General features: G+C 75.0%; 14 protein-coding genes and 1 pseudogene. 14 read left to right on the top strand and 1 reads right to left on the bottom strand.

Features of this window, described 5'->3' with window-relative positions:
* The 5 genes and pseudogenes from ACFSBI_RS09730 to trmD all read left to right on the top strand — a co-directional run.
* Positions 1-257 (top strand): annotated as a pseudogene (locus tag ACFSBI_RS09730) (NAD-dependent epimerase/dehydratase family protein); the annotation flags it as partial.
* 334 nt (positions 258-591) lie between these two features.
* Positions 592-1,062, top strand: a complete 471-nt coding sequence (gene rpsP / locus ACFSBI_RS09725) for a 30S ribosomal protein S16 (RefSeq protein WP_377934409.1) — start codon at positions 592-594, stop codon at positions 1,060-1,062.
* On the top strand, positions 1,062-1,298 hold the full coding sequence (locus ACFSBI_RS09720; protein ID WP_377934407.1) for an RNA-binding protein: 237 nt from the start codon (positions 1,062-1,064) through the stop codon (positions 1,296-1,298). The genes rpsP and ACFSBI_RS09720 overlap by 1 nt, the downstream gene beginning before the upstream one ends.
* Positions 1,299-1,300: 2 nt before the next feature.
* Positions 1,301-1,948: a ribosome maturation factor RimM gene (gene rimM, locus ACFSBI_RS09715; RefSeq protein ID WP_377934405.1), complete on the top strand. Its 648-nt coding sequence runs from the start codon at positions 1,301-1,303 to the stop codon at positions 1,946-1,948.
* 1 nt (position 1,949) lies between these two features.
* Positions 1,950-2,633 carry a tRNA (guanosine(37)-N1)-methyltransferase TrmD gene (gene trmD, locus ACFSBI_RS09710; RefSeq protein ID WP_377934403.1) on the top strand — a complete coding sequence of 228 codons (684 nt, stop codon included), beginning with the start codon at positions 1,950-1,952 and terminating at the stop codon, positions 2,631-2,633.
* Between the two features lie 352 nt (positions 2,634-2,985).
* Here trmD and map read toward each other — a convergent pair whose 3' ends face one another.
* Positions 2,986-3,753, bottom strand: coding sequence for a type I methionyl aminopeptidase (gene map / locus ACFSBI_RS09705; protein ID WP_377934401.1), 768 nt, complete (start codon positions 3,751-3,753; stop codon positions 2,986-2,988).
* A gap of 125 nt (positions 3,754-3,878) precedes the next feature.
* Here map and ACFSBI_RS09700 point away from each other — a divergent pair, with 125 nt between their 5' ends.
* From ACFSBI_RS09700 to ACFSBI_RS09660, 9 genes are all read left to right on the top strand, one after another.
* Positions 3,879-4,340 (top strand): hypothetical protein, encoded by a 462-nt coding sequence (locus tag ACFSBI_RS09700; RefSeq protein WP_377934399.1) that lies wholly within the window; start codon positions 3,879-3,881, stop codon positions 4,338-4,340.
* 184 nt (positions 4,341-4,524) lie between these two features.
* The gene (rplS, locus tag ACFSBI_RS09695; protein WP_377934398.1) at positions 4,525-4,875 is read left to right on the top strand and encodes a 50S ribosomal protein L19; all 351 of its coding nucleotides are present in this window, start codon (positions 4,525-4,527) and stop codon (positions 4,873-4,875) included.
* A gap of 100 nt (positions 4,876-4,975) precedes the next feature.
* A complete protein-coding gene (lepB, locus tag ACFSBI_RS09690; RefSeq protein ID WP_377934396.1) occupies positions 4,976-5,716 on the top strand; it encodes a signal peptidase I in 741 nt (246 codons plus the stop codon).
* A 20-nt stretch (positions 5,717-5,736) separates the two neighbouring features.
* A complete protein-coding gene (locus ACFSBI_RS09685; RefSeq protein ID WP_377934394.1) occupies positions 5,737-6,405 on the top strand; it encodes a ribonuclease HII in 669 nt (222 codons plus the stop codon).
* A gap of 12 nt (positions 6,406-6,417) precedes the next feature.
* On the top strand, positions 6,418-6,741 hold the full coding sequence (locus tag ACFSBI_RS09680) for a DUF2469 domain-containing protein (RefSeq protein ID WP_297344813.1): 324 nt from the start codon (positions 6,418-6,420) through the stop codon (positions 6,739-6,741).
* 175 nt (positions 6,742-6,916) lie between these two features.
* Complete coding sequence (locus tag ACFSBI_RS09675; protein WP_377934392.1) at positions 6,917-7,273, top strand: YraN family protein; 357 nt, start codon at positions 6,917-6,919, stop codon at positions 7,271-7,273.
* Positions 7,273-8,802 (top strand): YifB family Mg chelatase-like AAA ATPase, encoded by a 1,530-nt coding sequence (locus ACFSBI_RS09670; RefSeq protein ID WP_377934457.1) that lies wholly within the window; start codon positions 7,273-7,275, stop codon positions 8,800-8,802. The genes ACFSBI_RS09675 and ACFSBI_RS09670 overlap by 1 nt, the downstream gene beginning before the upstream one ends.
* Entirely contained in the window at positions 8,799-9,965 is a 1,167-nt protein-coding gene (dprA, locus tag ACFSBI_RS09665) for a DNA-processing protein DprA (RefSeq protein ID WP_377934390.1), read from the top strand. The genes ACFSBI_RS09670 and dprA overlap by 4 nt, the downstream gene beginning before the upstream one ends.
* 38 nt (positions 9,966-10,003) lie before the next feature.
* The gene (locus tag ACFSBI_RS09660) at positions 10,004-10,858 is read left to right on the top strand and encodes a metallophosphoesterase (protein WP_377934388.1); all 855 of its coding nucleotides are present in this window, start codon (positions 10,004-10,006) and stop codon (positions 10,856-10,858) included.
* Positions 10,859-10,888 lie beyond the last annotated feature (30 nt).

Raw genomic sequence — 10,888 nt, 5'->3', positions numbered from 1 at the left:
TCTGCGCGGGGGGGGGCGCCGCGCCGCCGGAGCGCCGCGGCCCGGCGGGCGCGGCGGAGGCGGCGGGCGCGGTGCCGGCGGCGGTCTGGCGGGTGCGCCCGGGGGAGGACGAGCCGCCGATGACCCGCTTCCTCGCCGAGCAGCTGTCGACCGCGCACTGGTTCGACCTGCGCCGCACGCGCCGCGACCTCGGCTGGGCGCCCGCCGTGGGCGTGACCGAGGGCCTCCGCCGCCTCGCCGCGGCGCAGCGGTCCTGACCCGTCCGCCCCTCCCGCCGGCGGGGTGCTCGCGGATCCGCAGTTCCTTCGCGGATCCGCAGTTCCCGTGCGACACGCTGCCTTCCAGCGCTCGAGCGCGGCGTGTCGGCGAGGAATCGCGGATCCGCGAGAACGACGGCAGCCGGAGGGTGCGGCGGGCGCCGCGGAGGGGCGACGGCGGCCCGTCGCGTCTGGCAGAATGTCCCGCTGGGTCCGCGAGCCCCGACCCTCTATCTGGGCGAGCGGACGGACGTCTTCGGTCCGCGCCGCCGGTGCGCCCCACGCGCCCGGCCGGACCGCATCCAATTCGACTCGACGTGAGGACCCGCCAGACATGGCTGTGAAGATCCGCCTGAAGCGGCTCGGCAAGATCCGCGCCCCCTACTACCGCATCGTCGTCGCCGACTCGCGCACCAAGCGCGACGGCCGCGTGATCGAGGAGATCGGGCTGTACCACCCGACCGAGCACCCCTCGGTCATCGAGGTCGACAGCGACCGCGCCCAGTACTGGCTCGGCGTCGGCGCGCAGCCGACCGAGCAGGTCGCCGCGATCCTGAAGCTCACGGGCGACTGGGGCAGGTTCAAGGGCGACGCGAACGCGGAGAACCGCGTCGAGCGCAAGGCCGAGAAGACCCAGTTCACGACCGACGCCAAGAAGGGCTCCGTCGTCCGCTCCAAGGAGTCCCTGAAGGACGCCGAGGCGGCGATCGACGCGGACGCCGCGGCCGACGCCGAGCGCGCGGACGAGATCGACGCCGGCCCGACGGTCTCGCAGGAGACCCCCGAGCAGGTCCAGAACTCCTGATGCTCGAATCCGCCCTCCTGCACCTCGTCAAGGGGATCGTCGACGAGCCGGACCAGGTCCGCGTCTCGTCGCGGTCGACGCCCCGTGGCGAGGTGCTGGAGGTGCGGGTCGACCCCGGCGACCTCGGCCGAGTGATCGGCCGCGCCGGCCGCACCGCCAAGGCGCTCCGCACCGTCGTGGGTGCGCTCGCAGACGGCCGTCAGGTGCGCGTCGACGTCGTCGACGTGGACCGCTGACGGTGGCGAGGGCCCGCTCCGCGCAGACGCAGCTCCGCGTCGGCCGGCTGACGAAGGCGCACGGCCTGAAGGGCGCGCTGAAGCTCGAGCTCTTCACCGACGACCCGGAGCGCCGCTTCACGCCGGGTGCCTCCTTCGCGCTGCAGGTGCCGGAGGAGTCGCCCTGGCACGGCAAGCGCCTCGAGCTCGCGGAGCTGCGCTGGTACAACGGCCAGCCGGTCGGCTTCTTCGCGGGCGTCACGGACCGCACGGCCGCGGAGAGCCTCGCGAAGGCGATCCTGTGGGTGGACCAGGACCCGGAGGAGCCCGCGGAGCCGGACGCCTGGTACGACCACCAGCTGGTGGGCCTCGACGTCGTCCGCGACGGCGAGAAGGTCGGCGTGATCGACCGTCTGGAGCACCTGCCCGCGCAGGACCTGCTCGTCGTCAAGGTCGGCCCTTCGACGGGCGCGGGACCGGCGACGGAGGTGCTGGTCCCGTTCGTGAAGGCGCTGGTGCCGGAGGTCGACGTCGAGGGTCGCCGCGTCGTCGTGACGCCGCCCGACGGGCTGTTCGAGCCGCTGCCGGACGAGGAGCGCCGGGAGCCGGACGAGGAGCGCGACGACCCGGACGAGGAGCGCGAGGCGCCCGCCGACGAGCCGCGCGACTGACGTGCGGATCGACGTCGTCACGATCTTCCCCGAGGTCCTCGGGGTGCTCGACGTCTCGCTGCTCGGCCGCGCCCGGGCCACGGGACTGCTCGACGTGCGCGTGCACGACCTGCGCGACGCGACGCACGACCGGCACCGCACCGTCGACGACACCCCCTACGGCGGCGGCGCCGGCATGGTGATGCGCCCCGAGCCCTGGGGCGAGGTGCTCGACGGGCTGCTCGCCGACGGCGACGACCCGCTCGTCGTCTTCCCGACCCCGGCCGGCACGCCCTTCACGCAGCCGACCGCGGTGCGCTGGGCGGGGGAGCGGCGCCTGATCTTCTGCTGCGGCCGCTACGAGGGCATCGACCAGCGGGTCGTGGAGCACACCGCGGCACGCGCCCGCGTCGAGGAGGCGAGCCTCGGCGACTTCGTGCTGAACGGCGGCGAGGTCGCGGTCCTCGCGATGGTGGAGGCCGTCGGCCGGCTCGTGCCGGGCGTGATCGGCAACCCGGCCAGCCTCACCGAGGAGAGCCACGAGGGCGGGCTGCTCGAGTACCCCTCGTACACGAAGCCGGCGCTCTGGCGCGGGCTCGAGGTGCCGGCGGTGCTCCGCTCCGGGGACCACGGCGCGGTCGCCCGCTGGCGGCGGGAGCAATCGGAGGCGCGCACCCGCCGCGTCCGCCCCGACCTGCTGCCGTAGGCCGCCGCTGCTCGGGGTGCGGACGCAGCGCGCTGCCCCCCCGCTGGTCGAGGTGCGAGCGCAGCGAGCCTCGAGACCACCTCCGCCGGCGGGGGCAGTCGCCCGCGTCCGCCGGTCCCGGCTTCGCCTGAGCCGGGAGGCGGGCAGGCGGTGCCGACCGGAGGACGTCGTCGCGGACGGAGGGTGGGTAGGCCCGATCCGTCCTCCGTCCGGCACATCTCCCTCCGCGCGGCACCGGGTGCCTGCAGCAGCCGCGCCCGGCTCCCCGCACAGGCGCGTCTTCGCCGCGGGGTGACGTCGTCGCTCATCAGCAGCGCCGAATGCGTCACTCAGCGGCGATCTCGCCGCGGCTTCAGTCGCGGGCGGTCAGCACCACCGGGTCGCCGTCCGTCACCGCGACCGTGTGCTCGCTGTGCGCGCCGCGGCTGCCGTCCTTGCTGCGGAGCGTCCAGCCGTCCTGGTCCGTCACGATCTCGTCGGTCGTCTCGAGCAGCCAGGGCTCGATGGCGATGACGAGGCCGGGCCGCAGCTTCAGCCCGCGGTGCGGGCGCCCGTCGTTCGGCACGTGCGGGTCGCCGTGCATGGTGCGGCCGACGCCGTGGCCGCCGAAGTCCAGGTTCACGCCGTAGCCCGCCTCGCGGCAGACGTCGCCGATCGCGGCGGACACGTCGCCCAGCTTGAAGCCGGGCCGGGCGACCGCGATCGCGGCGTCGAGCGCCGTGCGCGTCGTCGCGATCAGGCGCTCGTCCTCCGCCCGCGGCGTGCCGACGATCAGCGTCACGGCGCTGTCCGCCACCCAGCCGTCGACGCTCGCGGCGAAGTCGAAGCTGACCATGTCGCCGTCCCGCAGCGCGTAGTCGTGCGGCAGGCCGTGCAGCACGGCGTCGTTGACCGAGGTGCAGAGGACCTTGCCGAACGGCATCGCGCCGAAGGAGGGGTGGTAGTCGATGTAGCAGCTCGTCGCCCCGCGCTCGCGGATCATCGCGTGGGCGATCCGGTCGAGCTCCAGCAGGTTGACGCCGACCCGCGCCTCGGCCTGCAGCCGGGTCAGCACGGAGGCGACGAACCGCCCCGCCGGGCGCATGGCCTCGATCTCCGCGGGTGTGCGCAACTCGATCACGGTGCCTCCATCCGTCCACTCGACCCTAACGGCGGCGTCCTCGGCGTCCGTACCCCGGCTGTGCGCTCCCTATGCCTGCGGCGAACGCCGGTGCGCGCCGGTCCCCGCGCTCCTACCATCGGGGCATGACGGTGCGTCGGTTCTTCTACCGGTGGCAGTTCGTCGCCGCCGCGGTGCTGCCGATCTGGCTGCTGATCGGCTACGCCTCCTTCGGCACCTCGGTCGCGGGCTTCCTCGCGGTGGTGCTGCTCGCGCCGCTCGCCCTGGTCGTGGAGCTGGCGCTCGCCCTGCTCCTCTCCGCGCGCACGGGCGTGCGACGGGCGAAGGCGCTGGACTGGCCCGCGATCGGGCTGCTCGCGGCGTTCCAGGCCGGGGTGATCGGCATCGGCTTCTTCGGGCCCGCGACCGCCTGGTTCGGGGTGCTCGCGGCCGCGGCCGCGATCGCCGGCTTCTGGCTCGGCGGCCGCCTCCTCGTGGAGGACGTGCGCACCCGGGTGCGCACCACCTTCGGCGGCCCCGCCGTCCCGGGCGACCGCCGGCCGATCGACGCCGGCGAGTACGTCGTCATCAAGCCCTCGTCGCACTGACCCGGCCCGCGGGGAGCGGGCGGCGCCTGCGGAGCGCGGCGCGCCGCGGATGTGCGACACTGGTTGATCGTGCCGCGGCCGGCTCTGCCGCTGGGGAGCCCGAAGGGCTGCGGCATCTCGTCCACGCCGGCGCGCAGCGTGCGCCACGATCGGACCGACCAGCGGCGCGCTCCCCAGGAGAACCATGAGCCAGTTGCTCGACGCGGTCGACGCCGCATCCCTCCGCTCCGACGTCCCGGACTTCCGTCCCGGCGACACCGTGCGCGTGCACGTGAACATCGTCGAGGGCAACCGCAGCCGCATCCAGGTCTTCCAGGGCGCCGTGATCCGCCGCCACGGCGACGGGGTCCGCGAGACCTTCACGGTGCGCAAGGTCAGCTTTCAGGTGGGCGTCGAGCGCACCTTCCCCGTGCACTCCCCGGTGATCGACCACATCGAGGTCGTCACCCGCGGCGACGTGCGCCGCGCGAAGCTCTACTACCTGCGCGAGCTGCGCGGCAAGAAGGCGAAGATCAAGGAGAAGCGGGACAGCTGACCCGCCCCGCCGCTCCACGACCCGGCGCGCCCGCCACGTACACTGGCCGGCGCGCCGGACGCGTCTTCCGGCGAGGACCGCGGGGGAAGGGCGTCGCTGGATGGTGCAGAGCCCGCCCCGTGAGGCGCCGGATCGGCGGCGCAGGGACCGGGGCGCGGTCGGCTTCCTGCGCGACCTGGTCGTCATCGTCGTCGTCGCGGTGCTCGCGTCGTTCCTGATCAAGACCTTCCTCATCCGGTCCTTCTTCATCCCGTCCGAGTCGATGGAGAACACCCTCCAGGTCCACGACCGGATCCTCGTCAACGAGCTGGTGCCGGGGCTGATCCCGCTGCAGCGCGGCGACGTGGTCGTGTTCAAGGACCCGGACACCTGGCTCGTGGGCCAGGAGGACTACGCCGCACCCCCGTCGAACGCACTGCAGGCGAGTGCCGAGTGGGTGCTGTCGCTGTTCGGGCTGTCCGCGCAGGACGCGAACGACCACCTGGTCAAGCGGGTCATCGGGCTGCCCGGCGACCATGTGACGTGCTGCAACGCGCTCGGGCAGCTGAGCGTGAACGGCACACCGGTGCAGGAGCCGTACGTCGTGAAGCAGCCGGGCACGGACCGGGTGTCGGAGCAGGACTTCGACGTGACGGTGCCGGCCGGCGAGCTCTGGGTGATGGGCGACAACCGCTACAACTCCGAGGACTCCCGCTACCACCCGACGTCGAAGCACAAGGGCTTCGTCCCCCTCGACGACGTGGTCGGCCGGGCGTTCGTGGTGTCGTGGCCGGTCTCCCACTGGTCGTGGCTCAGCAACTACCCCGGGTCCTTCGCGGGCGTCGGCCCGCCCTCGAAGTGACTGCCGGGCGGCCGCCCCGGATGGTCGTCGAGCGCGCGCTGCTCGCCGACGGGGCGAGCGCCGTCATCGGCGTCGACGAGGTGGGCCGCGGGGCGATCGCCGGTCCGGTCGGCGTCGGCGCGGCCGTGCTGGACCCCGCTCGCGTCCGCATCCCGAACGGCCTCCGCGACTCCAAGCTGCTGCCGGAGGCCGACCGGGTCGCGCTCGCGCCACGTGTCCGCGCCTGGAGCGCCGCCTCCGCCGTGGGGCTGGCGGGCAACGACGAGATCGACGGCGTCGGGATCTCCGCCTGCCTCGGGCTCGCCGGCGCGCGCGCGATCGGCGCGCTGGTCGCGCTCGGCGTCGGCCTCGGCGGCGCGGTCGTGCTGCTCGACGGCAACTGGGACTGGCTCACGCCGGGGCTCGTCGCCGCGGGCCTCCCGGTGCTGCCGCAGGTCGTCACCCGGATCAAGGCGGACCGGGACTGCGCGATCGTCTCGGCGGCCTCCGTCGTCGCGAAGGTGCACCGGGACGACCTCATGATCGCCCGGCACGCGGACCACCCCGTCTACGGCTGGGTGCGCAACAAGGGCTACGCGTCGCGCGGCCACTACGCCGCGATCGACGAGCACGGGCCCTGCGACTGGCACCGCCGCACCTGGCTGCACGCGGGCTCGGCACGACCCGCTGCGGGGCCCGGCGAAGCCTAGACTCGGCCGACGATGGACGACGACGAGATCGAGGACTACGACCGCGAGGTCGAGCTGGCGCTCTACCGCGAGTACCGCGACGTGGTGAGCCAGTTCAAGTACGTCGTCGAGACGGAGCGGCGCTTCTACCTGGCGAACGAGGTCGAGCTGACCCGCCGCGACACGGAGCACGACTTCTACTTCGAGCTGCAGATGCACGACGTGTGGGTCTGGGACGTCTACCGGGCCGACCGGTTCGTGAAGAGCGTCCGCGTCCTCACCTTCAAGGACGTCAACGTCGAGGAGCTGTCGGCGAAGGAGCTGGAGCTGCCGCAGGAGCTCGCGCTCGACGAGTAGCCCGGCTCCCGGTCCCCGATGGTCGAGGTGCGACGCAGGAGCCTCGAGACCGCTCGCCCCGTGATCGGGAGGACTCGGCGGCGCTTCCGCTCCTCCCCAGCCCCGATCGCGCCGGATCCTCGGATCCGCGCTCCCGGCGGGCTCCTGAGCCGTCCCGCCGCAGCATGCTGCCGCCGTGCTCAACAAGGACGAAGTCGGTCGACGGGGCGAGCAGCTCGCCGTCGACCACCTGATCGCCGCGGGCTACCGCGTGCTCGACCGGAACTGGCGGTGCCGGGAGGGCGAGCTCGACGTGGTCGCGCTCGACGGCGACGAGCTCGTGGTCGTGGAGGTGAAGACGCGCACCGGGCTCGGCTACGGTCACCCCTTCGAGGCGGTCGATCGGGACAAGCTGCACCGGCTCGGCGTCCTCGCGTCGCGGTGGCGCGGTGCGCACCGCGGCGTCGCCCGCAGCACGCGCATCGATCTGATCGCGGTCGTGCTCGGCCGGCACGTCCCGCCGGTCATCGACCACATGCGGGCCGTCGCATGATCACGACGGCGCGCACGACCGCGGTCGCCGTGGAGGGCGTCGCGGGGCGCCTGGTCGAGATCGAGGCGGCGCTGACGAACCAGACGCCGGGACTCAAGCTCGTCGGGCTGCCCGATACGGCCCTGCGGGAGGCGCAGGCGCGGGTGCGCAGCGCGATCGAGCACTCCGGCTTCACGATGCCGACGCGGCACCTGACGGTGAACCTCTCGCCCGCCGCGCTGCCGAAGCACGGCAGCGGCTTCGACGTCGCGATCGCCGTCGCGGTGCTGCTCACGCAGCGCGTCGTGGAGCCCGAGGCGGTGCGCGACGCCGTCCTCATCGGCGAGCTCGGCCTCGACGGCCGTCTGCGACCGGTGCCGGGCGTGCTGCCCGCGGTCCGCGCCGCGCTCCGCGCCGGCCGCACCCGCTTCGTCGTCCCGACCGCCTGCGAGGCGGAGGCGCGGCTCGTCGAGGGCGTCGAGGTGACGGCAGTGCCCAGCCTGCGCGCGCTCGCGATCCGGCTGGGCGCGGAGCTCGAGCCGGTCGAGGTCGACCCCGTGCCGCTCGCCGCGGTCGCGCAGCCGGCGGGGACGGAGCGCCGCGACCTCGCGGACGTGCTCGGCCAGGACGACGCCGTGCAGGCGCTGCTCGTCGCGGCCGCCGGCGGCCACCACCTGCTGATGACCGGGCCGCCCGGCTCCGGCAAGACGATGCTCGCCACCCGGCTCGCCGACCTGCTGCCCGACCTCGAGGGGGAGGAGGCGCTCGACGCCACCTGCGTCGCCTCGCTCGGCGGCGCGGTCGACGCGGTGCGCACCCGCCCGCCCTTCGTCGCGCCGCACCACACCTCGACCCCCGCGGCGATCGTCGGCGGCGGCAGCGGGCGCATCGTCCCCGGCGCCGTCACCCGGGCGAGCGGCGGCGTGCTCTTCCTCGACGAGGCCCCCGAGTTCCAGGCGGCCGCGCTCGACGCGCTCCGGGAGCCGCTCGAGACCGGCCGCATCACGATCCACCGCGCCGCCGGCCACGCCGACTTCCCGGCGCGGGTGCAGCTGGTCCTCGCGGCGAACCACTGCCCCTGCGGCCGCTTCCGCAGCGACGAGGGCGGCTGCGCCTGCGCCTCGTCGGTGCGCGACCGCTACCTGCGCCGGATCTCCGGCCCGCTGCGCGACCGCATCGACATCCGGCTCGAGGTCGCCCAGCCGGGGGCGGCCGGGCTGCACGTGGCCGAGGACGTGCCCGGGGTCACGACCGCCGACGCGCGGGAGCGGGTGCACGAGGCCCGGCAGCGCGCGGACCGACGCCTCGCCGGCACGCCCTGGCGCGTCAACGCGCAGGTGCCGGGGGAGCGGCTCCGGCGGCCCGAGTGGCGGCTGTCACCGCGCGACCGCGGTCGCCTCGACGAGGCGGTCGGTCGCGGCACGATCTCGCTGCGCGGCCACGACCGGGTGCTGCGGATGGCGTGGACGCTCGCGGACCTGGCCGGGCTCGATCGGCCGGGCGCGCTGCAGGTCGGCGCCGCCCTCGCGCTGCGCGGGGACGACCTGTGACCGCCGTCGACGCGGTCGGCACCCGCGACCTCGCCGCCCTCGTCGGTCCCGTGCGGCACGGGCGCGGCGGGACGCCGGAGGAGGCCTTCGCCCGCGGCGCGTGGACCGCGATCGTCGAACCGGGCGACGCGGTCGCGTCGGCGCTGATCGCGACGCTCGGTGCGGCGGACGCGCTCGAGGCGCTGCTGCTCGACGCGCCTCCCGTGCGCGACCGGCGGCTCGTCGACGCGTTCACGCGATGGCGACCCAGGGCGCAGCCGGCCCTGCTGCGCGAGGCGTTCGCCGCCGCGGCGCGCGTCCACGCACGGCTCGTGCTGCCCGGCGACGAGGACTGGCCGGCCGGGCTCGACGACCTCGCCGAGCACGCGCCGCTCGCGCTCTGGGCGCGGACCGGCTGTGAGCGCGTGCCGGACCTCCGGCGCTCGATCGCGCTCGTCGGCACCCGGGACGCGACCTCCTACGGGCGGCGGGTGACCGAGGAGCTCGGCTCCGGCCTCGTCGGCCGCGGGTTCGCGATCGTCTCCGGGGGCGCGGCGGGCATCGACCGCGGCGCGCACCAGGCGGCGATCCGTGCGGGCGGGACGACCGCGGCGATCATGGCGGGCGGGGTCGACCGGCTGTACCCGCAGGGCAACCGCGACCTGCTCGAGCGCATCGCCGTCGAGGGCGTGGTGCTGTCCGAGCTCGCCTGCGGCTCGACGCCGATGCGGCAGCGGTTCCTCAGCCGGAACCGCCTGATCGCAGCGTCGAGCCGGGTGACGACGGTGGTCGAGGCGGGCGTCCCGTCGGGGGCGATCAACACGGCGGCGCACGCCGGCGAGCTCGGCCGGCCGATCGCGGTCGTCCCGGGCTCGATCCACTCGAGCGCGTCGAAGGGCTGCCACAAGCTGCTGCGGGAGTACGCGGCGGTGCTGGTGCAGACCGCGGCGGACGTCGCCGAGCTGGCGCGCGACCGGGACACGGCGGTGCCGCTGGACGGGATCGACCTGGAGCTCGACCCGCTCGAGCGGCAGGTGCTCGACGCCCTCGGCCGCTCGCCGCTGGCCGTGCCGGAGATCGCGCGGCGCTGCGGCATCCCGCGGGTCGACGCGGCCGCGGTGCTCGCGGTGCTCGGCCTCGACGGCGCGGCGGTCGAGGGACCCCGGGGCTGGGTCCGCGGCTGATCGGCGGACGTGTCGGCTGCGCTCGCTAGCGTGCGGGCATGACCCGCGAGCCCGTCGCCACCCACCGGATCGCCCACGTCAGCGACTCGCACCTGACCGCGTCCGGCGTCTTCCACGAGGTGCTGCGGCCCGCTGCCACCTACTCGGCGGCGCTCGCGGCGCTCGAGGGCAGCGGGATCCCGATCGCGGCGCTGGTGCACACCGGCGACGTGGCCGACGAGGGGGAGGAAGCCGCCTACACGGCCGTGCGCGCGGTGACCGACGAGGTCCTCGACCGCACCGGCTGGCCGGTGCTCTGGGCGGCGGGCAACCACGACGTGCGCGCCCCGATGCGGCAGCACCTGCTGGGCGAGGCGCCGGACGACGCCCCGCTCGACCGCGTGCTCGAGGTGGACGGGCTCCGGCTCGTCTCGATCGACTCGTCGATCCCGGGCCGCGTCGAGGGCGGCTTCGAGCCCGAGCAGCTCGCGTGGCTGCGCGAGGTGCTCGCCGAGCCCGCCGAGCACGGGACGGTCCTCGCGATGCACCACCCGCCGCTGCCGGTCGAGGTGACGGCGATGGCGCGGCTGCACCTCACGGGGCAGGAGGCGCTCGCCGAGGCGATCCGGGGCACCGACGTCCGCGCGATCCTGGCCGGGCACCTGCACTACGCGACCTCGTCGGTCTTCGAGGGCGTGCCCGTCCACGTCGCCCCGTCGCTCGCCTACACGATCCGCCTCACGCGGCCGGGCGGCGGCGTGATCGCCGTCGACGGGGGCCGCGCCGCCGGCGTCCTCTCGCTCTACGACGACGGACGGGTCGGCCACACGTCGATGCCGACCGACCCGGCCGGGGTGCTCACGAGCACGCCGGAGTCCGTCTTCGCCTCCATGGGCGTCGACGTCGAGCACTGACGACGACGAGCAGCACCCGCGGCGACGGGG

The sequence above is a fragment of the Amnibacterium endophyticum genome, from assembly GCF_042680685.1.
Taxonomy (GTDB): Bacteria; Actinomycetota; Actinomycetes; order Actinomycetales; family Microbacteriaceae; genus Amnibacterium; species Amnibacterium endophyticum.
The sequence above is the reverse complement of the archived record's forward strand: the minus strand, read 5'-3'. Positions and strand labels throughout refer to the sequence as shown.

What these genes read in the sequence shown, in the direction of transcription:
- rpsP (WP_377934409.1), top strand. Translation starts at nt 592, where the DNA reads ATGGCTGTGAAGATCCGCCTGAAGCGGCTCGGCAAGATCCGCGCCCCC.
- ACFSBI_RS09720 (WP_377934407.1), top strand. Translation starts at nt 1,062, where the DNA reads ATGCTCGAATCCGCCCTCCTGCACCTCGTCAAGGGGATCGTCGACGAG.
- ACFSBI_RS09700 (WP_377934399.1), top strand. Translation starts at nt 3,879, where the DNA reads ATGACGGTGCGTCGGTTCTTCTACCGGTGGCAGTTCGTCGCCGCCGCG.
- rplS (WP_377934398.1), top strand. Translation starts at nt 4,525, where the DNA reads ATGAGCCAGTTGCTCGACGCGGTCGACGCCGCATCCCTCCGCTCCGAC.
- lepB (WP_377934396.1), top strand. Translation starts at nt 4,976, where the DNA reads ATGGTGCAGAGCCCGCCCCGTGAGGCGCCGGATCGGCGGCGCAGGGAC.
- ACFSBI_RS09685 (WP_377934394.1), top strand. Translation starts at nt 5,737, where the DNA reads ATGGTCGTCGAGCGCGCGCTGCTCGCCGACGGGGCGAGCGCCGTCATC.
- ACFSBI_RS09680 (WP_297344813.1), top strand. Translation starts at nt 6,418, where the DNA reads ATGGACGACGACGAGATCGAGGACTACGACCGCGAGGTCGAGCTGGCG.
- ACFSBI_RS09660 (WP_377934388.1), top strand. Translation starts at nt 10,004, where the DNA reads ATGACCCGCGAGCCCGTCGCCACCCACCGGATCGCCCACGTCAGCGAC.